The sequence below is a fragment of the Exiguobacterium sp. s125 genome (assembly GCF_018618605.1).
GTDB lineage: Bacteria > Bacillota > Bacilli > Exiguobacteriales > Exiguobacteriaceae > Exiguobacterium_A > Exiguobacterium_A oxidotolerans.
Window position 1 is genome coordinate 713,479 of the sequence record NZ_JACSMI010000001.1, and the last position, 24,683, is coordinate 738,161.

Genomic DNA, 24,683 nt, shown 5'->3' on the forward strand with positions numbered 1-24,683 from the left:
CCGGCGTTCATTCTTCCGCCCGATGGCGGGTTGGGCATGTTTCTCGTATGATAAAGAGGGCATGTTGACAGGACAATCATAAATTCGGAATAATGGAAGTGAACTGGATGGAGGTAAACGGATGGACGATACAACGAGTAGATCAGAACGAAAACGAAAACAGTCGACGTTTACACGTTTAAAAGCAAAACGACGAAAACAAAATGATTCTTTTGAAAGAATTGGTCAGCGCAAGCCTGTTCGCCGTCCGTGGATACTATATGCTTCGGTCGGATCAGCCCTTATTCTTCTATACGCGGTGACACTCTTACTTACGACAGATTCTTTATCTCGTGGTGAGACATTCAAGACGACGAACCGCTATAAAACATTACAAATCGAAGCACCGAACGCGAGCATCAACTTCGTTAGAAGCACGGATGGGAATGTTCAATTGAAACTGGTCGATAGTGCTTCAAGTAAAAAACGCTTAAAAGTCGGGACGTCAGGAAATACGATTACCGTGACAGGACGTGACGGCTGGCTGGCCCGATTCGGAAATCGACCGAGCTTGAAAACGGGGGATTATGAGATTGAAGTTGGTTTACCCAGCTATATGAATCGGATTGATGTCGATGCGGCCTCGTTAACAGGGATGGGCGTTTTTGCCAAGGTGATTCAGCTTGACGCGGAGACGATTCGTCTGAACAAAATTAACGCAGATGACGTGACATTGATTGGGAGCGGATCTGTTGACATCGAGGATTTGAATGCTGTTCATGCTGATATCACAGGAAAGAGTGTCAAACTCGACGAATATGGTGTGAAACTTGATTTAAGCGTCAAGACGATTGATGGAGCGATTCGATTAAATCCTGCAAAAACCGCTGGGACAATTACGGTTGAAACGGATGGAGACGTGAAAGCTGCAAAACGTTACACGAAATTAAAAGACGACAGTGCAGTTATTTATGAGCTGTCGAAACAAGAAAAGCCGGAAGTGACGGTTGAAAGTGAAGTCGGGCAGGTGACGCTCGAGTGAACATCCAATTTCGAATCGGTCTCCGTACCATTAAGACAGGGATCGCCGTCGCGATTGCGCTCAGCTTCTCTTGGTACGTCTTTGACATCTATTCTGGAATGGGAGCCGTCGCAGCAATCGTTGCGATGCAACCGACGATTCACCGCTCCTTTAAAATGTTCTTTAATCGAGTGTTCGGAACGATTTTAGGCCTTGTCTGTGGTCTCGTAGTCGTTGCGACGTTAGGGGCAAACCCCTTGACGATTGGGTTAGCCGTTATCGTGTCGCTCGTCTTCAACTCGATGATTGGTCGGACGGACATGTCGACGTTTGCTGCCTTTGCCATCGTTTTGATGTTTGAAAGTCCGACTGCCGATTATGTCCATTATGCCTTGACGCGGTCTCTGTTGACGGTCGTTGGTGTTTTATCGGCGGTCGCCGTCAACTATATCGTCTTCCCACCGCACTATGAAAACCGTTTGATGTTGCTCGTTAAAAAAACGACGCAACAATTAATGGAGGACTGGCGGAGTCTCGTTAAGGACGACGCAAAACTGCTGGCAGTCCGTAAGCAAGTGCTAAAACATGAAGAGATGATGTTGATGCTTCAAGAAGATCAAAAATATCCGCTCGTGACGAGTGGACAAAGTGAACCGTTTATTGAACTGAAGCAGCTCGTCGATTTAGAAGATAAATTACTGTTACTGCTTGAGAGTATCGCCAGTCACCGAGATATCCCGATGACGGATGAACAAGAAAAAATGCTCGGTCAAGAGATCGACTTTTTGTTGAGTCATCATTATGATGTGATTTTTTCGCATGAACGGAAACAATCAATGTTCTCGTTTGATGAAGAAGTGAATGAAGCGAAGGATATCATCAATGGGCATCTCCTTGATTACCGTGAACAGCTCGAAAAAATCAAGTAGATGTTCTCTCCGAGCGGGCGTCTCATAATATTTTCGTAAAAGAAGACGAACACGCCAAAAAAGATGGAACGTCACTTCAAAGTGATGTTCCATCTTTTTTGGCGTGTAAATATCATTTTAGGCGAAGCGTTTGTACGAGACTCGCATCCGGAGTGACGTACAACGTCGTTTGATCCGTATAGATGACGAAACCGGGTTTGGCACCACTTGGCTTCTTGACATGACGGAGTTCCGTGAAATCGACAGGGACTTGACTCGATTCACGTGCTTTTGAATAATAAGCAGCAACCATCGCGGCTTCTTTTAATGTCGTTTCATCCGGTTCATCACTCCGAATGATGACGTGCGAGCCGGGTATGTCTTTCGTATGCAACCAGGTTTCGGAGCGTCGTCCGAATTTGAACGTCGCATAGTCATTTTGTTTGTTATTCTTACCGACGAAGAAGTCGATGCCCGTTGAAGATTGATAAGCTTCAAGTTTTGGGACGAGCGGTTTCTTTTTCTTTTTACTGCGCTCGCGTAAGTAGCCTTCTTCGACGAGTTCTTCGCGCATTTCCCGGATATCATCGGGTGATGCAACCTCGAGTTGGGCGAGTAACGACTCGAAGTAATCGATTTCGAGTTGGTTCTTCGTCAATTGTTTTGCGACTTCAACTTTGGCTGTCTTTAGTTTGTTGTAGCGTTTATAGTAACGCTGTGCATTTTCGTTCGGTGAGAAACGGGGATCGAGTGCAATCGTGATTTCTTTCCCGTCCTCATCATAATAATCGACGACGGTCGCTTCTTTCATCCCGCGTTGTAATTGATACAAGTAGGTCGTCAAGAGCTCACCTTTATGCTTCAGTTCATCCATCTTCTCAGTCGCCGCAAGGTCCCGTTCGAGTTTCGTCCGTTTTAAGAGGTTCTTCTCGTATTCACTCTTAATGAAGCGTTCTAAATCCGCGGCCTGTTGTTTGACACGGTCGCGGTTCGATTTTTGATGGAAAAAGGCATCGAGGACGTCACCACTCGTCGTGAACGTTTTTTCATCGACAATCTCGCCATGCTGTAAGGCAACGGGCGAAAACCGTTCTTTCCCACTCGCGAGCCGTTGGAAATAGTACGGTCCTTCCAGTTCGTTCAAGACGGACCGGAGTGCTTCCGCGAGCGAAGTTCGATTGGCAAGTCCTGCACGCAAGACGACTTCTTCAGCGATTTGTGGGGATAGTCCACTGAACAGCCCGAGTAATTGACGGTCAATCTTACCGGCGTTCCAATCGATACGATGTAAGGCTGTTTCAATATCCCCAGTCAATGGATCGACTTTATCCTGTTGCGGGGGGAGTTGATATTGTAGTCCCGGCATGATCGTCCGGAACGTATTTTGACTGAGTGGAAGATGCTTAATCGCATCAAGGATTTTGTCCTGACCATCCGTCAATAGAATGTTCGAGTGACGTCCCATCAATTCGATGTACAATTTTTTAGCTTCTTCGTCACCGAGTTCATTGCGGGAACGAATACGCATCAAAATGACACGGTCCCGTCCTAATTGTTCAATTGATTCGATGAAGCCACCTTCTAGATGCTTCCGGAGCATCATGCAAAACATCGGGGGTTCGCTAGGATTGCTCGTCGATTCGCTCGTCATATGCAAACGTGCATACATTGCGTTCGCAGATGCGAGTAGGGTGACGTTCTTACGATCGGCCCGGATGCTAAAAATTAAATCGAGTGCGTACGGTTGATGAATCTTGTTGATCCGCCCACCGACGAGCATCTGTAGTTCGTTGACGACACGTGTCGTCATCAATCCATCAAAAGCCATGATATTACCTTCTTTCCTGATTTCGTTTCCACTTTCTAAAGGTAACAGAAACGGCTTCGTTATGGTATGATAAAGCAGTCGAGCTAGAAAAAGATTACTTGCGAACTTCCTGTCTATACTGCTAATATGAAACAATGTGAAGTTTGTTAGATGGAGGGGTTCTGAAGTGATTTTCAAAGAGCGTGGCTTATTACTCGTATTATCTGGTCCAAGTGGTGTTGGTAAAGGGACGGTTTGTCGTGCCTTACGTGAAGACGAGGACAATAATTTGCATTATTCGGTGTCATGTACGACACGGAAACCGCGTGAAGGAGAAATTGATGGTGTTCATTATTTCTTCAAAACACGTGATGAGTTCGAGCATATGATTGAAAACAATCAATTACTTGAGCATGCAGAATTTGTTGGGAATTATTACGGTACACCAGTTGACTGGGTGAACAAAATCTTAGATGAAGGCAAAGATGTCATCTTAGAAATCGAAGTACAAGGTGCGATGCAAGTGAAGGAGCACTTCCCGGAAGCGGTCTTCTTGTTCTTGGCGCCTCCGAGTCTTCAAGAATTACGCAATCGTCTCATCGGGCGAGGGACTGAATCAGAAGAAGTCATCAAACAACGTCTCCTCGTTGCAAAAGAAGAGATTGAAATGATGGATGCTTATGATTATGTCGTGACGAATGATGAAATTCACAAAGCGTGTGATCGGATTCAAGCAATCGTCACTGCGGAACATTGTAGTCGGGAACGCGTTGCGTCCCTTTATAAAAAAGCCATGGAGGTTAAATAACATGTTATATCCATCAGTAGATAAGCTACAAAAGAAAGTCCCTTCTAAATACACAATCGTGACGGTCGCTGCTAAACGAGCGCGTCAAATTCAAGACGGAAAACGTGTGAAAGTCGCGAATCCGAAATCACATAAGCCAGTCGGAAAAGCCCTTGAAGAGCTCTACTTCGGAGAGGTATTGGTCACGAACCAACCGCAAGACTAATTTTGAAGCAGCCACTCCTCATTGTGGCTGTTTTTTTCAATAAGGAGGAGTTCAATATGCTAACGAATCGTAATATCTTACTCTGCGTCGGAGGTGGAATTGCCTCCTATAAAGCAGCAGCACTCGCCTCGAAACTTGTCCAGGCGGGGGCGAACGTCCAAGTCGCAATGACGAAAAATGCGCAACAATTCGTCGGGAAGACGACGTTTGAGGCATTGACACGGAAGCCGGTCTATGATGATGTCTTCATCGAACATGATGCTTCGAAAATCGCGCATATCGATTTAGCGGACGAGGCGGATTTGATTGTCGTCGCTCCAGCGACAGCGAATTTGATTGCCAAACTCGCGACAGGCATCGCCGACGATTTCATCACGACGACGATTCTCGCTGCGAAGTGTCCTGTCGTCGTCGCACCGGCGATGAACGTCAATATGCTCGAACATCCGGCGACAGTCCGAAATCTCGATCAATTGATGGCAGACGGCGTCCAGGTGATTGCACCAGGAGTCGGTAATCTTGCTTGTGGATGGGTCGGGAAAGGACGTCTTCCGGAGCCTGAGGATTTAGTCGAGACCATCAAAGGGCTCTTCGAGACGAAACCACTTGCCGGGCGTCATGTATTAGTCAGTGCCGGTCCGACAATCGAACGGATTGATCCGGTCCGTTATCTAACAAATGATTCGTCCGGAAAAATGGGTGTTGCGCTAGCAGAAGCAGCACGTGATTTTGGCGCTACGGTGACACTCGTCCATGGACCGATTAAAGGCGAACTGCCGAGCGGGATGACGACAGTGGCGATTGAATCAGGAGACGAGATGCTCCATGAGATGCTTACGCGTTATGCGGCACAAGATTTAGTCATCATGGCGGCAGCAGTGGCCGATTATCGTCCAACGGTTCAATATACGAAAAAACAGAAAAAAATCGATGGGCCGTTACGGATTGAACTCGAAGAGACGACGGACATTTTACGGACGTTGGGTGAGCAGAAGACGCATCAAGTGCTTGTCGGGTTCGCGGCTGAGACGGAACAAGTCGAAGTTCACGCTCTGAAAAAACTAGAGCGAAAGCATGCTGATTTTATTGTCGCAAATGATGTCTCCCGTCCGGACATCGGATTTTCAAGTGACGAAAACCAAGTGACGGTTTTCGGGAAAAATGGTCCCGCTAGACACTACGGTCAACAACTGAAAACGGATTTAGCGAAAGTTTTACTGGAACAATTCGCTGAGGTCTTACGATGATTGCTGAAGTCATCGTCGACGTAGCAGCAGCGACCGTCGACCGACCGTTCGATTATGAAGTACCGGAATTGTGGCAGAATCTTGTCGTTCCCGGCATGCGAGTCGAAGTACCCTTTGGGCCACGGGCGTTACTTGGCATCGTCGTCGCGACAAAGGAAGAAAGCGATTTGACACGGATTAAACCGATTGTCCGTGTTCTTGATGAAGTTCCGACCTATACGGAGGAACTGTTAGAACTTTCCTCGTATCTGTCGGAGACGACACTTTGTTATCAAGCGACGGCGTTACTCGCGATGTTACCCGCGGCGTTAAAGGTCAGTTATGATAAACTGATTTTGACGGAAACTGCTCGATTTTCGAACTGGAACCGCAAAAAAATCAGTCAGTTCCCGAGTGAAGTCCAACAGGAAATCTTACTCGCCGCACGCCAAGGCGAGATTGAGCTCCAACCGGTCGTCAAAGAAAAAAAGACGACGAAAACGGACAAACGGATTCGCCTGCTCGATCCGTCGATTCCGTTGTCGAGTCAAGCAACGAAACAAGTATTGTTGCGGGACTATTTAATCGAACAAAAGGAGACGATGTGGAGTCACGTCATGCATGAGCTCGATTTGACATTAAGCATCGTCCATACGCTAGAACGTAAAGGTGTCCTCAGTGTCGAAACGGTGGACATCCATCGCAATCCCTACGAACATTTGACGCAGGATATCTTTACGCCTGCGATGCTGACAGACGATCAACAGGCGGCGGTCGACGCGATTACGGCGCCGGACGAAACGGCGACCTTTTTACTGCATGGTGTGACCGGCAGTGGAAAAACGGAAGTTTACCTCGAGTCGATTCACGCGATGCTTGAACGGGGACGACAGGCGATTTTGCTTGTGCCCGAAATTAGTCTGACACCGATGATGGTCAAACGATTCAAGCGTCGGTTCGGGGAACGGGTCGCCGTCTTGCATAGCGGGTTGTCGCTCGGTGAGAAGTACGATGAATGGCGCAAGATTGCGCAAGGGGAAGTCGATGTCGTCGTCGGGGCACGCTCTGCCGTGTTTGCACCACTGACGAATGTCGGCATCATCATCTTAGATGAAGAACATGAAACAACGTATAAGCAAGAAGAAAATCCAAGGTACCATACGCGAGATGTCGCCACGTGGCGGGCTGCGTTCCATCATTGTCCGGTCGTCCTCGGAAGTGCGACACCGATTCTTGAGACATACGCCCGGTCGCAAAAAGGGGTCTATCAGTATTTACCGCTCAAGGAACGATTCGGTGGCGAGTTGCCTCCGGTCGATATCATCGACATGCGTAAAGAACTCGAGCGCGGGAACCGGACACCGTTTAGCTTGCCGCTGATCGAAGGAATCAAACAACGGATTGAGCGGGGCGAACAAACAGTCCTGCTACTCAATCGACGTGGTTATACGACGTTTGTCCTGTGTCGTGATTGTGGAGAGACGTTGCAGTGTCCGCACTGTGCTGTCAACTTGACGTATCATCAACAAGCCGATCGTCTCAAATGCCATTACTGTGGTTTCGAGGCAGCGATGCCAAAAGAATGTCCATCCTGTTCGTCGAAAAAAATTCGACAGTTCGGGACGGGGACGCAAAAGATTGAAGAAGAACTGGCACATTTGATTCCGGAAGCGAAAATCATTCGAATGGATCAAGATACGACGTCGCGTAAAGGCGCACACGAAAAGTTACTCAATGCGTTTGAACGACGCGAGGGAAACATTTTACTCGGGACGCAGATGATTGCGAAAGGGCTAGATTTTCCGAATGTCACACTCGTCGGTGTCATCGCAGCAGATGCGACACTTGGAATTCCTGATTTTCGGGCGAGTGAACGGACGTTCCAGTTGATTACGCAAGTCTCCGGACGCGCCGGTCGCGGTGAACTGGCTGGGCAATCCATCATCCAAACGTACAATCCCGAGCATTACGTCATCCAAACCGCAAAGCAACATGATTATGAAACGTTTTATAAACGTGAGATGCAATTACGTAAACTAGGTGGGCATCCCCCATTTTGGTTTTTAGGACTCATAACGATTTCAGCGGCGCATCCGCTTGAAGCGCAGGCGGAAGCGGAAGCAATTGCGGCACAACTACGACATCTTGAGTCAGACGACCTCGTCGTCAATGGTCCACTCGATGCACCGCTCGCCCGACTGAAAAACATGTATCGGCAGCAAGTCATTATAAAACACAAAGGTCAAGAAGAGGTGCGGGAGGCACTCCGCGCGATGCTCGCATTACGCATCAAACAAAAGATCCAAGTAACAGTGGATTTAAATCCATTCGTATTTATGTGAGGTGGCAGTATGTATAAAGTAGTAGAAGTTCCAAATGACGTATTGCGTCAGACGTGTCAACGCGTCACGAAGTTTGATAAAAAGTTAGGCAAGATGATCGATCGAATGTTCGACACGATGTACGAGTATGACGGCGTCGGACTCGCAGCACCACAAGTTAATCAGCCGATCCGTGTCGCCGTTGTCCATACCGATGACGAGACAGGTCCGATTGAGTTGATCAACCCGGAAATCCTCGAATCAAGTGGATCGCAAATCGATGACGAAGGGTGTTTGAGTATGCCTGGTGTCTTCGGTCCTGTCGAACGATTCGACCACATCGTCGTCAAAACACAAGACCGCCTTGGACGCAGCGTTAAAATCAAAGCAAGTGGTTTTTTCGCGCGTGCAATCCAGCATGAGATGGATCATCTCGACGGCGTGTTGTTCACGGATAAACTCGTTGAGCAGGATGCGGCACCACGTGTCGTTTTCATGGGGACGCCTGAATTTGCAGCGAGTACGCTCCGTGAAGTGATTGATGCTGGGTACAATGTCGTCGGTGTCGTCTCGCAACCGGATAAACCGGTCGGACGAAAACGCGAAATTAAACCGACACCGGTCAAAGAAGTCGCACTTGCTCACGCGATTCCTGTCTTGCAACCGATGAAGATTCGCGAGGATTACCAAGACTTGCTCGACCTGAACCCGGACATCATCATCACGGCAGCTTACGGACAAATCGTTCCGTCTGCCGTACTTGAGGCTCCGAAATATGGCGCAATCAATGTCCACGCGTCCTTGTTACCAAAGTACCGTGGTGGGGCGCCGATTCATCAAGCCATCATCGATGGTGAGAAGGAGACGGGCGTGACAATCATGTATATGGTCGATCGCTTGGACGCGGGAGACATGTTATCAAAAATCATCGTCCCGATCGAAGAACGGGATACGGTCGGTACGATGTTCGAAAAATTGAGTGACGCTGGAGCACGTTTATTGATTGAAACACTCCCGCAGTTATTTGCTGGCAGACTAACACCAGAAGCGCAACGGGAAGAAGACGTGACATTTTCTCCGAATATCAGTCGGGAACGGGAACGGCTTGACTTCTCTCGCCAGGGGGAAGAACTTTACAACCACATCCGGGGGATGAACCCATTCCCGAGTGCCTATACGCTACTTGGCAAAGATCGACTTAAAGTCTACTTCGCTGAGAAGTGTGAAGGGACCGGAACACCAGGAGAAATCATTGCGCTCGACAGCGATGGTCCGGTCATTGCGACGGGCTCGGATATCGCCTTGAAACTCGTCGATCTCCAACCTGCCGGAAAGAAACGGATGGATGGTGCGACCTTCATGCGTGGGATTGGTCAGACGCTCGAAATCGGACAGAAAGTAGGCGAAGACGCATGAATGTACGCGATGCTGCAGTCACGACGTTATTGAAAATTGGACAAGGTGGTGCATTTTCGACAATCTCCGTCCACCAGATGCTTGAAAAACGAGCAATCTCGAAAGCGGATGTCGGGTTATATACGGAACTCGTCTATGGGACACTCAGCCGTGAGTTGACACTCGACTATATTCTCGATCCGTTGCTCGCGTCACAAAAAAAACTCGATCCCTTCATGCGACCGTTGCTCCGGATGAGTGTCTATCAGTTATTTTATCTAGACCGGATTCCGGATCACGCCGTCATCAACGAAGCGGTCGAAATCGCGAAAACGCGTGGAAAACCGCATATCGCAAAAGTTGTCAACGGTGTCTTACGTAACGTTTTACGTCAAGGGAAACCAGACTTCTCGACGATTCCTTCAACGAGCAAACGAATCAGCATTGAGACGAGTCACCCGGAGTGGCTTGTCGAGCGCTGGATTGAATTGTTCGGGGAAGACGAGACGTTGAAGATTTGTCAAATCAACAACGAAGCGGCACCCGTCACGGTCCGCGTCAATCGGAATAAAGCGACCGTCGAAGAAGCCGTCGAATTACTCGAAGCCCAAGGTGTCTTTGCTAAAGCAGCCGCCGTCGCCCCGGACGGACTTGAAATCATCAGTGGCAGTGTCCAACAAACGGATTTACTCGACCGTGGGTATCTCTCGCTTCAAGATGAGAGTTCGATGCTCGTTGCGCGGGCCGTCGGAGCAGAACCGTCTGACCATGTACTCGACAGTTGTGCAGCACCGGGTGGGAAAGCGATGCATATTGCTGAAGGATTGACGACAGGTTCGTTGACGGCACTTGATTTACACACACATAAAATTAAATTACTAAAAAAACAGGCAGAACGGCTTGAACTCGATACGGTAGAAGCAGAAGCCCTCGACGCACGAAAAGTCGGCGACCGGTTCGATGCAGAATCGTTTGACCGGATTCTCGTTGATGCACCGTGCTCTGGACTCGGTGTCATCCGCCGGAAACCCGACATTAAATGGACAAAGCAACCAGAAAATTTAACACAGTTACCTGTCATTCAGCGACAAATCATCGAGGCAGTTCTTCCGCTCGTCAAGCGCGGAGGGACATTCGTCTATTCGACGTGTACGATTGATCCAGTCGAAAATGAACAACAAACGGAATTTATCTTAAGCCAAGGGTTTGTTTTTGATGAGTCGTTCAAAGGGCGAATGCCAGAAAACGTGCAGGCGTTGATTTCAGAACGGGCAGAGCTCAAGTTGCTTCCGACGACGCTTGGGACCGACGGATTTTACATCGCAGCCTTTAAAAAGCAAGGATGACACGCACGCTGAATTTTCTTAAATGCATCAACAGTAGGTGAGATAGAAGAGGAGGACGGTCATGGAGTTAGCTTATCTGACGACGACTGGAAAAGTGCGATTGCAAAACGAGGATACGGTGTTACTCGTTGGTGATGAAAAACAAGGGCTTGCCGTCGTCGCTGACGGAATGGGTGGTCACGCGGCAGGTGAGAAGGCAAGCGCGATTGTGCATCAAGTATTTGCTGATGCCTATGCGGACATGCCAAGCCGACCAGCTGAATTATCTTCTTGGATTGAACAGCAAGTGCAGGAAGCCAATTCTAAAATCTTACAGTACTCCAAGACAGAAAACTTGGCCGTCGTCGGAACGACGATGGCGTGTGTCTGTTGGTCGGACGAACTCCTCGTTATCGGTCATGTCGGGGATAGTCGAGTCTATGCGATTGAAGAAGGTCAACTGAAGCAACTGACAGATGATCATTCTTATGTCAATATGCTTAAGCAATTAGGTGAACTGTCGGAAGAAGAAGTCGAAAATCATCCACGTCGAAACGTCATCACGCGCTCGATTGGCTCGAACGAACTCGTCGACGTCGACGTCCAAGTCCGGGATGCACCAGATTATGAAATTGTCCTCGTCTGTAGTGACGGATTAACGGATGAAGTCCCTTATGAAGTAATACAACAGCTGCTACAAGAAGATGCGCCACTCGAGCAAATCGTTGAACGATTAGTTTTTGAGGCGAATGAGCGGGGTGGAGCAGACAACATCACCGTTGCTGCCATCCGTTTCAAAGAAAGAAAGAGGGGCTGAATATGCGATACGGAGATCGATTAAATGACCGCTACCGCATAGAACGGCTAGTTGGAAATGGCGGGATGGCGAATGTCTATCAAGCTTATGATGAAATCTTAAAACGGAATGTCGCAATCAAAATTTTACGGACTGAATTTTCGCATGATGAACAATTCATCCGGCGCTTTGAGCGCGAAGCTCATGCTGCGACAAGTTTGAACCATCCGAATATCGTTGCCGTCTATGATGTCGGTGAAGAGGATTCGATTTACTATATCGTGATGGAGTTCATCGATGGGATGACGTTGAAAACCTACTGTGAAGGACGACCGCTCGCAATCAATAAAGCGGTTGAAATCATCAGTCAGATTTGTGACGCGATTGATCATGCCCATGCCCATCGCATCATCCACAGAGATATAAAACCACAAAATATGCTCGTCCGAGAGGATGGTACGGTCAAGGTGACGGACTTCGGTATTGCCGTCGCGATGTCGAACGCGACATTGACACATACGATGTCCGTTCTTGGTTCAGTGCATTACTTCTCACCTGAGCAGGCAAAAGGAAAATTTGCCGATGAAAAATCGGATATTTATTCGCTCGGTGCTGTCCTTTATGAACTCGTGACAGGACACGTCCCGTTCGAAGGAGATTCACCCGTTGCCGTGGCATTAAAACACTTGCAAGATACAGCGCGGCGGCCATCCGTCTTGAATCCTTCCGTGCCGCAAGCGCTAGAAAACTGTATCATGCAGGCACTAGCGAAGGCCCCGCACGATCGGCAACAATCCGTTGCTGAATTTCGGGAAGATATGGTGACGGCATTATCTGTTGAACGAGCAGATGAAGGGGTTCGCGGGGAAGATCCGATGGAGCAAACGATGGTGTTAAGTCCAGTCTCGGCTCCGTCCGGAACTCCGGTCAAGGAAGAAGAAGCTACGGTCGCGACAGTTGTACCGAAGCAAAAGAAAAAAAAGCGATGGTGGATTGTGCTCGTATTCCTCCTCCTACTCGGAGGTGCCGCGACAACGTTCGCGATGTGGCCGGATCCGACAGTCGTTGTGCCGGATGTCGCAAAAGAAGATGCGGACGAGGCCGAAAAACAACTTGAGAAACTCGGTTTTATCGTCGAATCGACTAAGCGATCGAGTGATACGATTGATGAAGGACTTGTCATCAGTCAAGCACCGCGGGCAAAAGTGACCGTCAAAAAAGGTTCGACGGTCAATCTTGTTGTCTCGACGGGCAGTGATCCGGTCGAAGTGCCGGATGTAACGGACGAAACAGAGAAAAAAGCGACCTCGATCTTGAAGGATGCTGGGTTCTCAAAAGTAGATGTCGAAAAAGAAGAGTCGGAAGACATTAAACAAGGCAATGTCATCCGGCAATCGATTTCAGCCGGAACAGAAGTGATTGCAAAGGAACAGACGATTACAATCACGGTATCCGAAGGTTCGTCAGCGTTTGAATTGAAGGATTTGACGAACATGTCGAGTGCTGAAGCAAAAGCGTACTTGGACGCGACAGGTCTCGACGGTACATTCGAACAAGAATTTTCGAGTGAAGTCGAACTGGACCAAGTCATTCGTCAATTTCCGCAAGCGGGTGTCAAAGTCGAGCCGAACGATTCCGTGACGGTCTTTATTTCAAAAGGGGAGGAAGAACAAACCGTGACGGCGACCTTCCCGGAAAAAGTAGCCTACGATGCTGTAGGTGAAGGGGATGAAGATCCGCCGCGGCAAGTCATTCGAATCGAGACGGATGATGCTAAAGGGAAACGTACGGTGATTGAAGAGTCGATTGACAGTGATGAAACATTTGATGTTCCGGTGACGATTGATCCGGGCGAAGAAGGAAAAATCACAATTTATAAAGATGATGTAGTGTATCGCTCGAAAACGATTACCTATAAACAAGCGAAAGCAGAACAATGAGTGTGCTACGAACCGCAAATTGAAGGAGGGCATGGGATGGCAGAAAATCGTATCGAAGAAAATCGGGACGGGACGATCATTCGTCTACAAGGTGGGTTTTATGATGTCATGACGACGCAGGGCGAGGTGCGATCGCGCGCTCGGGGAAACTTCCGAAAACGTGGTATCAGTCCTGTTGTAGGAGATGAGGTCGTATTGCATATCGAAAGCGAAACTGGATACATTTTAGAAGTGAAGGAACGGCAAAATTTCCTGGTTCGTCCACCGGTCGCAAACATCGATCAAGCTTTGCTTGTCGTCTCAGCAGCAGAACCGGACTTTTCAGCCCATTTGCTCGATCGATTTTTAGTCTTAATCGAAGCAAAAGAGATTCAACCTATCATTATCTTGACGAAGATGGATTTGTTGCAAGGAACAGCGGAAGCAGAAGTCCGGACGGCGATTGCCGGTTACCGACAAATCGGTTATCAGGTGATTGAGACGTCGAGTGAGACGCTAGAAGGGGTAGAGGAAGTCCGCCCGCTACTCAAGGAAAAAACAAGTGTGCTCGCGGGACAGTCGGGAGTCGGAAAAAGTTCATTGTTGAATGCGCTCGATGCGACGCTCGATCTCGAGACGAGCCACATCTCGAAATCGCTCGGACGCGGACGACATACGACGCGTCATGTGACGTTAATTCCGCTTGCAGAGGGCTTGATAGCTGATACGCCAGGGTTTTCGAACCTCGATTTTCCACACGAGATGGAAATCGAAGAATTACGTTGGTGTTTTCCAGAATTCGTCGCACGGCAAGATACGTGCAAATACCGTGGTTGCCTGCATTTAAACGAACCAGGCTGTGCTGTCAAAAAATCAGTTGAGGGAGAAGAAATCATGTCCTCACGCTATACGAATTATGGTATGTTTGTAGAGGAAATCAAGAATCGAGCGCGGAGGTATTGAAATGATTAAAATCGCACCATCTATTTTATCAGCAGATTTCGCCAACCTAGAACGAGACGTTAAAGCTGTCGAGGCGGCAGGAGCAGATTACATCCATTTCGACGTCATGGACGGCCAGTTCGTCCCGAACATTTCATTTGGTCTACCCGTCCTCAGTAGTCTTCGTCAAAAGACGGACATGGTCCTTGACGTTCATTTAATGATCGATCGACCAGAAAACTTCGTCGAAGCGTTTGTAGCGGCAGGAGCGGATATCGTCACCTTCCATGTCGAAGCGACGAATCATGTCCATCGTGTCTTGCAACAAATTAAAGGGGCTGGAGCAAAGGCCGGCGTCGTGCTGAATCCACACACGTCACTGTCGACGATTGAACATGTCCTAGAAGAAGTCGACATGGTCTTGTTGATGACGGTCAATCCAGGATTTGGCGGACAAGCTTTCTTGCCGAGCGTCATGACGAAGCTGAAGCAATTGGCGATGATCAAAGCAGAGCGCGGTTTGACGTTCGAAATTGAAATCGATGGTGGTGTCAACGCGGAAACGGCAAAACTGTGTATCGACAATGGGGCAAACGTCCTTGTCGCAGGTTCTGCAATCTACAATGCACCAGACTATGCGGAAGCCATCACTAGTATTCGAAACGCGGCTCACGTATAATAGAGCCAAGACAATTAAATTTTGACCGCAAGGGGTGTCGCGTCAAGCGGCTGAGAGAAGTGAGTAGACTTTAACCCTTCGAACCTGTTCCGTTCAGACGGACGTAGGGATGTGGCGCACGCAGGCAGTACGGCGTCCGTCGTACTGCCTTTTTGTTGTCATCATTATTTTATTTTTAGGAGGAACACAGTATGAAACGATTACAAATGTTAATGGAGATTGCGATTTTCGCGAGTCTCGGTGTTGTATTTGATTTATTGATTCCGTTCAAAATGCCACAAGGCGGATCCATCAGCTTAGCGATGTTACCGATTTTCGTCATGGCCTTTCGTCACGGCGTCGTTGGTGGTGTCATCACGGGTGCGCTCGTCGGAACGATTCAATTGATGTTCGCTCCGCAAGTCTTGACGGTCGTCCAACCGCTGCTTGACTATACGCTTGCATATGGTGTCGTCGGTTTGAGTGGAGTGTTTGCAGGCCAAGTCAAAAAAGCAGCAACAGAAGGTCAAAAAAAGCGTCTCATGACGATTGTTTTGTTTGCGACCTTGTTAGGTGCCGGTCTACGTTACATCTGTCATGTCATCAGTGGAATCGTCTTTTTTGCAGAGTATGCCAAAGGACCGGTCGTTCCTTACTCGTTCATTTATAACGCGACGTATATGGCTCCGTCGTACGTTTTATGTGGGGTCGTTGCAGGTATTTTGCTTACGACAGCACCACGTCTTTTACGTTACTCCGCTCGCGGTATTTAAAGATGAGAGTTTTAATCGTTGCGGCAGGACCGGCAGAAGACGTCCCGACGCTCGCACCATTCGTGAAAGACAAGACGATGATTATCGGTGTTGACGGCGGGATTGCGACATTAGTGGAGCAAGGACTTGATTTTGATGTGGCAATCGGTGACTTTGATTCGCTCGGATACGTTCCGGATGGTGGATTGCTTCATCCGGCAGAAAAAGATGAAACGGACTTAGAACTAGCGTTACGTTACGCTACCGAACAGGCTGCAGGTGCTGAACTACTCATCTTTGGTGCGACGGGTGGTCGGCTCGACATGACGCTACAGAACGTCTATTTGTTAAAACAATTTCCGATGGCACGACTCGTGACGAAACGTGAGGATGTCCGGTACTGGAAAACCGGTCAGTACGAACTCGCGTCTGAAGGGTATCATTACCTGTCATTCATTCCCCTTGTCCCGTCGAACTTGACGTTACGCGGCGTCAAATACCCCTTGACGGAGCATCCTGTTCCGGTCGGTGGTTCGCTGACGGTCAGCAATGAGTGGGTTGGTGTTGCGCAAGTGACGGTCGTCGAAGGGGAAGTCCTCGTCCTGCGCACGCATGAAAAATAAAAACGCGATAGACGCGATTCCATCATATCTCGCTGATGCGACCGGGACATGCGTTCTTCAAGTACACGTCATGACGTCATGAACAAAAAGATAGGTATGGCAAACGCCGATGACTCCGTATGTAAAACGGAAGCATCGGCGTTTTGATTTATTAGTCAGTCGACTGTTTAAGTTCAACGGATTCCGGCACCCGGTGTATCCAGGGCCAGATAACAAGTCATCGTTGTTCGTTTTGAAGTGTCGAACTGGCTGCTTGTTGTTCGCTTTTTGCAGCGATATGTTTTCCTTTGACGAAAAGATGGTAACTTGCCCATGTCAGTAGGAAGAAAGGGACGCCGAGATATAAGGCGACGCGTTGATCGGCTTGAAAACCTAAACTGATTAAGACGAGCAGATTGAGTGAGAATGAGAGGATGGGTAAGACTGGGAAGAACGGTGTTTTGAACTTCAGTTCGTCAAGCGTGTGTCCTGCCTTGATGAATTGGCGTCGGAAAGCGATTTGCGAAGCGGAAATCGAGATCCAACCGACTTGTGCTCCGAGACCGGCGATGGATAATAGCCAGATGAAGACGGTATCTTCTGCGAAGAATGCCGTCAATAAGGATAACATCGCGAACAGCATCGTGAACGTTAAGGCGCGCATCGGCACACCCCGCTGATTGACGATGGCGAGTTTCTTTGAAATCATGCCTTCTTGCGACATCGACCAGAGCATGCGTGTCGCAGCATACAGTCCAGAGTTTCCGACGGATAAGAGTGCCGTCAAAACGACGATGTTCATCAAATCTGCAGCATATGGGATACCGATTGCGTCAAATACCATGATGAAGGGACTGCTGATGCCGCTCGCCGATTCATACGGAATTAAAGCCCCGATAATTGTAATCGAGAGGACGAAGAAAATAAACGTCCGCCAAACCGTATTACGAATCGCTTTCGGAATCGATTTTTCTGGATCACTCGATTCCCCGGCAGCGACACCAATCAATTCTGTTCCTTGGAAAGCGAAGTTGACGGCAATCATCGTCGTCAAGACGCCGAGAGCCCCGTTCGGAAACCAGCCGTTCGCCGTGAAGTTCGCGAACAACGTAGCTGGTCGTTCAGCCGCCATATCAATCCATCCGAACCATGCGGCTCCCCCGAGTCCGATGAAGAACAGGATGGCGAGTACTTTAAGACTTGAAAACCAAAATTCTGCTTCTCCGAATGCTTTCGCAGAGATCGCGTTCAATCCGAATAAGATGACGGTAAATAAGGCGCACCAGATGACGACGGGAACCTGTGGAAACCAGCGATCCATCAGACTACCGGCAGCTGTGATTTCAAGAGCGACGGTCACGGCCCAGCCGAGCCAATAAATCCAACCGACGGCAAAACCGATGCCTGGACCGATAAAACGTGTCGTATACGTTTGGAATGAACCGGACACAGGCATGTGGACAGCCATCTCTCCTAGACAGAGCATCGTTAAGTACATGATTGTTCCGCCGACGATGTAACTGAGGACCGCCCCGAGTGGTCCTGCTTGCGAAATCGTCAACCCTGAACCGAGAAATAACCCCGTCCCGATAATACCACCAAGCGAAATCATGAATAGATGTCGGCTTGTCATGGCTCTTTTTAACTGCATGATGAATTCCCCCTTGAGCAATAAAGTAACTGCCAACTTATTGTAAGCGTTTTCAAATGCTGCGACAATTACTTTAGGAGAAAAATAAAAAAGACGACAAAAAAACCGGAAGGGAAGATTCCCGTCCGGTTTTTGCGCCTTATACGCGTTCGACTTTACCTGATTTAAGAGCTCGAGCTGAAACCCAAACCTTTTTAGGTTTACCGTCAACGAGGATACGTACTTTTTGTACGTTGACTCCCCAAGTGCGTTTCGTTTTGTTCAATGCGTGTGAACGGTTGTTTCCCGACTTCGGCGATTTTCCAGTAACGTAGCATTTACGTGCCATGCGTTCCGCCTCCTTTTATGTTGTTTTGCGTTCGTCCTAATAGACACTTTGCTATCTTAGCATGGTGTCAGGACGGTTGCAACATAAAAAAAGTAGCTGACAAGAAAAAAACTTGACAGAGAACCTCAAAATTTAAAATAATGGATGAGGATGATGGTAAAAGTTCATTTGACCGCTACTATTTTTCACTTATTCATTGTATAGTCAGTACGGCGACTTTTCAATAGTAGGTCCTTATAGTAGAATTACGAGAAGAACACAATTAGTTAAAGGGGGCTACTCAGGTGGCGATCGAGATGAAAACGACCTATGGAAAGATTGATGTAGATAATGATGTCGTCGCGCAACTGGCGGGCGGAGCAGCAATGGAATGTTTTGGTGTCGTTGGTATGGCATCACAATCACAAATCAAAGATGGGCTAGCTGAATTATTGAAACGTGAGAATTTTGCACGTGGCGTCATCGTTCGACAATCTTCAGAACAAGTTCACATCGATATGCATATCATTGTGAGTTACGGTACGAAAATTTCTGAAGTCGCGAACAATGTTCAAAGCCGTGTTAAATATACGTTGAACCAAGCGTTAGGGTTAGAAGTGACATCTGTAAATATTTTTGTCCAAGGAGTCCGTTTGACGAATGTCTAAGACGGAAATAGAGGAGGAAACTTTAGTGAGTGTAGATCGTTTAACAGGAGCCCAATTAGTCAAGATGATTCAAAATGGCGCGGCAAATCTCTATCAAAATGCAGATTTCGTCGATTCACTGAACGTGTTCCCTGTGCCGGATGGCGATACAGGAACGAACATGAACTTGACGATGACATCTGGATCGAAAGAAGCAACAAACGCAACATCTGATTCTGTCGCAGACGTCGCATCAATATTCGCACGAGGTCTTTTAATGGGGGCACGTGGGAACTCTGGTGTTATCTTAAGTCAATTATTCCGTGGTTTCTCGAAATCGATTGAAGGAAAACAAACAATCGATACGAAGGAATTCGCAGATGCCTTGCAAAAAGGTGTTGATACAGCATACAAGGCCGTCATGAAGCCAGTCGAAGGGACGATTTTAACAGTTGCTCGTGAAACAGCAGTCGCTGCGATCGCACAATCGGAAACAACGACGGACTTACTTGAATTGATGCGCGGGATTGTCGAAGCATCAAAAGTTTCACTCGAAGGAACACCCGATCTTTTACCGGTCTTAAAAGAAGTCGGTGTCGTCGATTCTGGTGGACAGGGACTTGTTTGTATTTATGAAGGCTTCCTTGCGACACTCGAAGGAAAAGAACTTGAAAAACCGCATGCTCCTGTCATGGAAGCACTCGTCGAAGCAGAGCATCATAAATCGGCTCAAAGCTTCATGTCGACAGAGGAAATCCATTACGGTTACTGTACAGAAATCATGGTTCGTTTCCAAGATGATAAGTTAGCGAATGCACCGTTCAGTGAAGAAGCATTCCGTAACGAATTATCTGAGTTCGGAGATTCACTGCTCGTCGTCGCAGATGAAGAGTTGCTCAAAGTTCATGTCCATGTCGAGACACCAGGTGATGTCATCAACAAAGGACAAAAATTTGGTGAGCTCGTCGCGGTTAAAATCGAAAACATGCGCCAACAACACTCAACGATTTTAGAAGAAGAAGGCGTCAATCACGTAACAGCTCCAGTTGCAACGAAAGCGAAAGCGAAATCTGCACTCGTCACGGTCGCAATGGGCGAAGGGATCAGTGAGCTCTTTAAATCACTCGGTGTCAGCATCGTCATCGAAGGTGGACAGACGATGAATCCATCGACGGAAGATATCGTCAAAGCGATTGAAGACGCGCATGCGGAGCACGTCTATGTGTATCCGAACAACTCGAACATCATCATGGCGGCTGAACAAGCAGCATCTGTTGCATCATGCGGCGTGACGGTCGTGAAATCAAAAACGGTCCCACAAGGACTGGCTGCGACAATCGTCTACAACCCGGAAGCGACAGTCGATGAGAACGAGCGTCACATGATGGATGCGATTGGTGCTGTCAAGTCAGGACAAATCACATATGCTGTCCGTGATACGAGTATCGATGGTGTCGAGATTAAAAAAGATGATCACATGGCGATTGCGGAAAAACAAATCGTCGCAACGGATCACTCGAGTCTCGGTGCAGCGAAGAAACTCATCGATACGCTCGTCACGGAAGATGACGAAATCGTAACGATTTTATTTGGAGAAGGCGTAGCCCAAGATGAAGTCGACGAGTTAGTCGCTTACATCGAATCTGTCAATCCGGACGCTGAAGTCGAAGTTCACGACGGAAAGCAACCGCTCTATTCATATATTCTTAGTGTTGAATAAAGAATAAAGGTGAAGTTACCTTTTCACGAATCCCACCATCTGCGATAATAGAGGTGGGATTTTGTTTTGTTTAAAAGAGAGGGGGAAATGAAATGAAGTATCGTAGTGTATTTGATATCATCGGTCCTGTCATGGTAGGACCATCGAGTTCCCATACGGCAGGAGCAGCACGAATCGGTTTGATGGCGGGTAAGTTGTTCGGGGAAACGCCAACAGACATTTATATCACGTTTTATGGATCATTTGCCGATACGTACCGGGGGCACGGAACCGACGTAGCGATCATTGGTGGGGTGCTTGGTTATGATACGTTTGATGATCGGATTCCTGAGTCGATTAAAATCGCCGAAGGGAAAGGGATTCGGATTCATTTTGAAACGAGTGAAGCACTGACGGACCATCCGAACACGGCGCGAGTCCATTTGACTGACGGAGAAAATCAATTTGAACTCGTCGGCATTTCAATTGGCGGAGGAACGATTGAAATTACAGAATTGAATGGTGTACCGTTGCGCCTCTCAGGTGGCGGGCCGGCACTTGTCGTCCTGCACCACGACCGTTTCGGGGCGATTGCGGCAGTCACAAGTATTCTCGCAGACTATGAAATTAACATTGGTCACATGGAAGTGTCGCGCCACGAAAAAGGACGTCAAGCCTTGATGGCGATTGAAATCGATGATCGGATGCCTAAAGAAGTGCTTGAAGAAATTAACCGGTTACCACAAGTCGAACGATCCGTCATGATGGGAGAGTGAAGAAATGTTTAAATCAGTAAAAGAACTCGTAGCACTCGCTACGGAAAAGAATGTACCGATTTCAGAAATCATGATTGAACAAGAAATGACGGTCCGCCACTTAGAGCGTGATGAAGTATACGCAATGATGGAACGGAATTTACAAGTCATGGAAGAAGCTGTCGAACGGTCATTGACAGGCGACGGTGTCGAATCGGTCACCGGTTTGACAGGCGGGGATGCAGTCTTACTGCAACGATATCGGGCGTCAGGGAACGGGTTATCGGGAGATCTTTTGTTAGATGCCGTCAGCAAAGCCATCGGAACGAATGAAGTCAACGCGGCAATGGGGAAAATCTGTGCGACACCAACAGCAGGGAGCGCGGGCGTCGTCCCAGGGACGTTGTTCGCCGTCAAAGAACGGCTTCAGCCTTCACGCGAGGAGATGCTCCGATACCTTTTCACATCGGGTGCGTTCGGGTTCGTTGTTGCCAATAATGCCTCCATCTCAGGTGCGGCAGGCGGATGCCAAGCGGAAGTAGGTTCGGCGACAGCAATGGCTGCAGCTGCCATCGTCGAAATGGCAGGAGGCACACCGGATCAATCGGCGCATGCGTTTGCAATTGCTTTAAAAAATATGCTTGGTCTCGTCTGTGACCCAGTCGCTGGACTTGTCGAAGTCCCGTGCGTCAAACGAAATGCGATGGGAGGAGCGAATGCGCTCGTCGCAGCAGATATGGCACTGGCTGGAATCACGTCACGTATTCCGTGTGACGAAGTCATCTCGGCAATGTATGAAATCGGTCAAATGATGCCTTCTGCCTTACGTGAAACGGCGAAAGGCGGTCTTGCGAATACACCGACTGGACGCTGGCTCGAGTCGAAGATTTTTGGAGATTTATCGAATGAATCCATCAAGTGAGGTCACGGCACTTAAGGGAGTCGGGCGTGATTTGGCAACTAAGCTTGCAGAAATGGATATCGTAACGATCTCGGACGTGCTGGAGCACGTCCCATTTCGTTACGATGATTTCGTTACGGGGAGTTTGACGGAAGCCATCCATGAAGATAAGGTCAAGTTCACAGGTCAAGTTCAATCAGAACCGCTCGTTCGTTATTACGGAAAAGGTAAGAATCGGCTAACGTTCCGGTTACTTGTCGAAGAACGGTACAGCGTCACGGTGACGATGTTTAACCGTGCCTTCTACAAAGCCCAGTTGAAGTTAGGGGAAGAAGTGACGGTCAGCGGCAAGTGGGATTTGCACCGGATGACGATTTCAGCGACGGAACTTCAATTCGGGGCGATCGAAGGTGAACTGACACCCGTCTATTCCTTAAAAGGTGACATGCGGATGAAGACGTTCCGCCGTGTCGTCGAACTCGCTTTCGCAACAGTAGAATCAGTCGGGGAGCGGGTGCCCGATTCGATTCGGACGGCGTATCGTCTTCTCGACCGGATGACGATGCTGAAGGCGCTACACTTCCCGACGCATCGAAAAGAATTGACGGCGGCGAGAAGAAGTTATGTGTATGAAGAGTGCCTCTATTTTCAGTTAAAGCTTCAGACATTACGACTTGGAAAGCGGCAGGGACAAGGCATTGCTTTACCGTTACATCAAGCAGCCGTCGACGAGTTCATTGCAGGACTGCCATTTCCGTTGACAGGCGCTCAAAAAAGAGTGACAGAAGAAATTTTGAGTGATATGCATCGAGCAGAGCGAATGAATCGGTTGCTGCAAGGAGATGTCGGAAGTGGGAAGACCGTCATCGCGGCGATTGCCCTGTTCGCGACGATTCGTGCGAACAAGCAAGGTGCCTTGATGGTTCCGACTGAAATACTAGCGGAGCAGCATGCTTCGTCACTTGCCCCGTTACTCGAACCATTCGGGATTAAAGTCGGTCTCTTAACGAGTTCTGTCAAAGGAAAGGCTCGTGTGTTATTGCTAGAAGCCTTACGGCAAGGAGAAATCGACATCCTCGTCGGCACCCATGCCTTGATTCAGGATACAGTCGTCTTCAAGGACTTACATTTAGTGATTACGGACGAACAACATCGGTTTGGTGTCGAACAACGGAAGCGCCTCCGAGCAAAAGCAGCGCAAGCAGATGTCCTCTATATGACGGCGACACCGATTCCGCGAACACTTGCGATTTCTGTGTTTGGCGATATGGATGTTTCGATCATCGACGAGATGCCAGCAGGGCGTAAAGAAATTGAAACGTACTGGGCAAAACCAGAACAGATTGAACGTGTCTTTGGTTTTGTTGAGAAGGAATTACTTCTCGGGCGGCAAGCCTATGTCATCACGCCATTGATCGAGGAATCTGAATCGCTTGATGTTCAAAATGCAATGGAATTGCATGCCGTTCTCGTCGAACGTTTCCGCGATCATCAAGTTGGTTTGATGCACGGACGTCTCGGCTCGTCTGAAAAAGACGAGGTCATGCAAGCTTTCAAGGACAATCAGGTCCAAGTCCTCGTCTCGACGACTGTCGTCGAAGTTGGGGTGAACGTCCCGAATGCCTCAATCATCGTCATTTACGATGCAGAACGATTCGGTCTCGCGCAACTGCATCAATTGCGTGGACGTGTTGGACGAGGGGATGCGCAGTCATATTGTATCTTGATTGCTGATCCGTCGTCTGACACCGGGAAAGAGCGAATTAAGACGATGACAGAGACGAACGACGGCTTCAAATTAGCGGAAAAAGACTTAGAACTACGCGGATCGGGTAATTTCTTTGGGACAGAACAAAGTGGATTGCCACGTTTCGTCCTGACAGATCCTGCTCTTGATATTCAAATCATGGAAACAGCCCGGAACGACGCCGTCCGTTTGTTACGTTCGGATGCCTTTTGGCAAACATCGGACTACGACGTGTTACGCCATTATATCGAAGAGCAAGGACTGCTTGACGGAGAAAGAATTGAATAATACTTGAAAGTGAACAACGGGGGA

General features: G+C 48.3%; 22 protein-coding genes and 1 riboswitch. Of the genes, 19 read left to right on the forward strand and 3 right to left on the reverse strand.

From position 1 onward, the window contains the following. Positions 1-121 precede the first annotated feature (121 nt). Positions 122-1,021, forward strand: a complete 900-nt coding sequence (locus tag KNQ05_RS03455) for a DUF4097 family beta strand repeat-containing protein (RefSeq protein ID WP_214804410.1) — start codon at positions 122-124, stop codon at positions 1,019-1,021. Beyond that, positions 1,018-1,929: an FUSC family protein gene (locus KNQ05_RS03460; RefSeq protein WP_214765184.1), complete on the forward strand. Its 912-nt coding sequence runs from the start codon at positions 1,018-1,020 to the stop codon at positions 1,927-1,929. The genes KNQ05_RS03455 and KNQ05_RS03460 overlap by 4 nt, the downstream gene beginning before the upstream one ends. Positions 1,930-2,041: 112 nt before the next feature. Here the strand turns inward: KNQ05_RS03460 and KNQ05_RS03465 are convergent, their stop codons facing one another. Then, complete coding sequence (locus KNQ05_RS03465) at positions 2,042-3,736, reverse strand: Rqc2 family fibronectin-binding protein (RefSeq protein WP_214804412.1); 1,695 nt, start codon at positions 3,734-3,736, stop codon at positions 2,042-2,044. Between the two features lie 169 nt (positions 3,737-3,905). Here KNQ05_RS03465 and gmk point away from each other — a divergent pair, with 169 nt between their 5' ends. From gmk to KNQ05_RS03525, 12 genes are all read left to right on the forward strand, one after another. After that, entirely contained in the window at positions 3,906-4,523 is a 618-nt protein-coding gene (gene gmk, locus KNQ05_RS03470) for a guanylate kinase (protein WP_200872407.1), read from the forward strand. Between the two features lies 1 nt (position 4,524). After that, a complete protein-coding gene (rpoZ, locus tag KNQ05_RS03475) occupies positions 4,525-4,728 on the forward strand; it encodes a DNA-directed RNA polymerase subunit omega (protein WP_029330878.1) in 204 nt (67 codons plus the stop codon). 56 nt (positions 4,729-4,784) lie between these two features. Beyond that, complete coding sequence (coaBC, locus tag KNQ05_RS03480) at positions 4,785-5,975, forward strand: bifunctional phosphopantothenoylcysteine decarboxylase/phosphopantothenate--cysteine ligase CoaBC (RefSeq protein WP_214801877.1); 1,191 nt, start codon at positions 4,785-4,787, stop codon at positions 5,973-5,975. Further along, on the forward strand, positions 5,972-8,296 hold the full coding sequence (gene priA / locus KNQ05_RS03485) for a primosomal protein N' (RefSeq protein ID WP_214765178.1): 2,325 nt from the start codon (positions 5,972-5,974) through the stop codon (positions 8,294-8,296). The genes coaBC and priA overlap by 4 nt, the downstream gene beginning before the upstream one ends. A gap of 9 nt (positions 8,297-8,305) precedes the next feature. Continuing rightward, positions 8,306-9,691 carry a methionyl-tRNA formyltransferase gene (gene fmt / locus KNQ05_RS03490; protein ID WP_214801874.1) on the forward strand — a complete coding sequence of 462 codons (1,386 nt, stop codon included), beginning with the start codon at positions 8,306-8,308 and terminating at the stop codon, positions 9,689-9,691. Further along, positions 9,688-11,016: a 16S rRNA (cytosine(967)-C(5))-methyltransferase RsmB gene (gene rsmB, locus KNQ05_RS03495; protein WP_214801871.1), complete on the forward strand. Its 1,329-nt coding sequence runs from the start codon at positions 9,688-9,690 to the stop codon at positions 11,014-11,016. Before fmt ends, rsmB begins: the two co-directional genes overlap by 4 nt. Positions 11,017-11,077: 61 nt before the next feature. Further along, positions 11,078-11,812, forward strand: coding sequence for a Stp1/IreP family PP2C-type Ser/Thr phosphatase (locus KNQ05_RS03500; protein WP_088837400.1), 735 nt, complete (start codon positions 11,078-11,080; stop codon positions 11,810-11,812). Between the two features lie 2 nt (positions 11,813-11,814). After that, positions 11,815-13,731 (forward strand): Stk1 family PASTA domain-containing Ser/Thr kinase, encoded by a 1,917-nt coding sequence (gene pknB / locus KNQ05_RS03505; protein WP_088837399.1) that lies wholly within the window; start codon positions 11,815-11,817, stop codon positions 13,729-13,731. 36 nt (positions 13,732-13,767) lie between these two features. Then, positions 13,768-14,673 (forward strand): ribosome small subunit-dependent GTPase A, encoded by a 906-nt coding sequence (gene rsgA, locus KNQ05_RS03510; RefSeq protein WP_088837398.1) that lies wholly within the window; start codon positions 13,768-13,770, stop codon positions 14,671-14,673. 1 nt (position 14,674) lies between these two features. Beyond that, positions 14,675-15,331 (forward strand): ribulose-phosphate 3-epimerase, encoded by a 657-nt coding sequence (gene rpe / locus KNQ05_RS03515; protein ID WP_029330870.1) that lies wholly within the window; start codon positions 14,675-14,677, stop codon positions 15,329-15,331. A gap of 20 nt (positions 15,332-15,351) precedes the next feature. Beyond that, positions 15,352-15,458: riboswitch (TPP riboswitch) on the forward strand. A 64-nt stretch (positions 15,459-15,522) separates the two neighbouring features. Then, a complete protein-coding gene (gene thiT, locus KNQ05_RS03520; RefSeq protein ID WP_029330869.1) occupies positions 15,523-16,083 on the forward strand; it encodes an energy-coupled thiamine transporter ThiT in 561 nt (186 codons plus the stop codon). Between the two features lie 2 nt (positions 16,084-16,085). Further along, a complete protein-coding gene (locus KNQ05_RS03525) occupies positions 16,086-16,685 on the forward strand; it encodes a thiamine diphosphokinase (RefSeq protein WP_214801865.1) in 600 nt (199 codons plus the stop codon). A gap of 217 nt (positions 16,686-16,902) precedes the next feature. On the opposite strand, the gene KNQ05_RS03530 is transcribed toward KNQ05_RS03525, so the two are convergent. Next, positions 16,903-18,315 (reverse strand): amino acid permease, encoded by a 1,413-nt coding sequence (locus KNQ05_RS03530; RefSeq protein ID WP_214765172.1) that lies wholly within the window; start codon positions 18,313-18,315, stop codon positions 16,903-16,905. 139 nt (positions 18,316-18,454) lie between these two features. Next, complete coding sequence (rpmB, locus tag KNQ05_RS03535) at positions 18,455-18,643, reverse strand: 50S ribosomal protein L28 (RefSeq protein ID WP_023468758.1); 189 nt, start codon at positions 18,641-18,643, stop codon at positions 18,455-18,457. 284 nt (positions 18,644-18,927) lie between these two features. Between rpmB and KNQ05_RS03540 the strand changes: the two genes are divergently transcribed. The 5 genes from KNQ05_RS03540 to recG all read left to right on the forward strand — a co-directional run bounded on the left by KNQ05_RS03540 (position 18,928) and on the right by recG (position 24,659). Then, positions 18,928-19,290 carry an Asp23/Gls24 family envelope stress response protein gene (locus tag KNQ05_RS03540; RefSeq protein WP_029330866.1) on the forward strand — a complete coding sequence of 121 codons (363 nt, stop codon included), beginning with the start codon at positions 18,928-18,930 and terminating at the stop codon, positions 19,288-19,290. A 25-nt stretch (positions 19,291-19,315) separates the two neighbouring features. Continuing rightward, positions 19,316-20,989 (forward strand): DAK2 domain-containing protein, encoded by a 1,674-nt coding sequence (locus tag KNQ05_RS03545; RefSeq protein ID WP_369834716.1) that lies wholly within the window; start codon positions 19,316-19,318, stop codon positions 20,987-20,989. Between the two features lie 92 nt (positions 20,990-21,081). Further along, positions 21,082-21,744 carry an L-serine ammonia-lyase, iron-sulfur-dependent subunit beta gene (sdaAB, locus tag KNQ05_RS03550; RefSeq protein WP_088837393.1) on the forward strand — a complete coding sequence of 221 codons (663 nt, stop codon included), beginning with the start codon at positions 21,082-21,084 and terminating at the stop codon, positions 21,742-21,744. Positions 21,745-21,748: 4 nt separating this feature from the next. Next, positions 21,749-22,645: an L-serine ammonia-lyase, iron-sulfur-dependent, subunit alpha gene (gene sdaAA, locus KNQ05_RS03555; protein WP_088837392.1), complete on the forward strand. Its 897-nt coding sequence runs from the start codon at positions 21,749-21,751 to the stop codon at positions 22,643-22,645. Continuing rightward, positions 22,629-24,659, forward strand: coding sequence for an ATP-dependent DNA helicase RecG (gene recG, locus KNQ05_RS03560; protein WP_214765170.1), 2,031 nt, complete (start codon positions 22,629-22,631; stop codon positions 24,657-24,659). The genes sdaAA and recG overlap by 17 nt, the downstream gene beginning before the upstream one ends. Positions 24,660-24,683 lie beyond the last annotated feature (24 nt).

What these genes read in the sequence shown, in the direction of transcription:
- KNQ05_RS03455 (WP_214804410.1), top strand. Translation starts at nt 122, where the DNA reads ATGGACGATACAACGAGTAGATCAGAACGAAAACGAAAACAGTCGACG.
- KNQ05_RS03465 (WP_214804412.1), bottom strand. Translation starts at nt 3,736, where the DNA reads ATGGCTTTTGATGGATTGATGACGACACGTGTCGTCAACGAACTACAG.
- rpoZ (WP_029330878.1), top strand. Translation starts at nt 4,525, where the DNA reads ATGTTATATCCATCAGTAGATAAGCTACAAAAGAAAGTCCCTTCTAAA.
- coaBC (WP_214801877.1), top strand. Translation starts at nt 4,785, where the DNA reads ATGCTAACGAATCGTAATATCTTACTCTGCGTCGGAGGTGGAATTGCC.
- priA (WP_214765178.1), top strand. Translation starts at nt 5,972, where the DNA reads ATGATTGCTGAAGTCATCGTCGACGTAGCAGCAGCGACCGTCGACCGA.
- fmt (WP_214801874.1), top strand. Translation starts at nt 8,306, where the DNA reads ATGTATAAAGTAGTAGAAGTTCCAAATGACGTATTGCGTCAGACGTGT.
- rsmB (WP_214801871.1), top strand. Translation starts at nt 9,688, where the DNA reads ATGAATGTACGCGATGCTGCAGTCACGACGTTATTGAAAATTGGACAA.
- KNQ05_RS03500 (WP_088837400.1), top strand. Translation starts at nt 11,078, where the DNA reads ATGGAGTTAGCTTATCTGACGACGACTGGAAAAGTGCGATTGCAAAAC.
- pknB (WP_088837399.1), top strand. Translation starts at nt 11,815, where the DNA reads ATGCGATACGGAGATCGATTAAATGACCGCTACCGCATAGAACGGCTA.
- rsgA (WP_088837398.1), top strand. Translation starts at nt 13,768, where the DNA reads ATGGCAGAAAATCGTATCGAAGAAAATCGGGACGGGACGATCATTCGT.
- rpe (WP_029330870.1), top strand. Translation starts at nt 14,675, where the DNA reads ATGATTAAAATCGCACCATCTATTTTATCAGCAGATTTCGCCAACCTA.
- thiT (WP_029330869.1), top strand. Translation starts at nt 15,523, where the DNA reads ATGAAACGATTACAAATGTTAATGGAGATTGCGATTTTCGCGAGTCTC.
- KNQ05_RS03525 (WP_214801865.1), top strand. Translation starts at nt 16,086, where the DNA reads ATGAGAGTTTTAATCGTTGCGGCAGGACCGGCAGAAGACGTCCCGACG.
- KNQ05_RS03530 (WP_214765172.1), bottom strand. Translation starts at nt 18,315, where the DNA reads ATGCAGTTAAAAAGAGCCATGACAAGCCGACATCTATTCATGATTTCG.
- rpmB (WP_023468758.1), bottom strand. Translation starts at nt 18,643, where the DNA reads ATGGCACGTAAATGCTACGTTACTGGAAAATCGCCGAAGTCGGGAAAC.
- sdaAB (WP_088837393.1), top strand. Translation starts at nt 21,082, where the DNA reads ATGAAGTATCGTAGTGTATTTGATATCATCGGTCCTGTCATGGTAGGA.
- sdaAA (WP_088837392.1), top strand. Translation starts at nt 21,749, where the DNA reads ATGTTTAAATCAGTAAAAGAACTCGTAGCACTCGCTACGGAAAAGAAT.
- recG (WP_214765170.1), top strand. Translation starts at nt 22,629, where the DNA reads ATGAATCCATCAAGTGAGGTCACGGCACTTAAGGGAGTCGGGCGTGAT.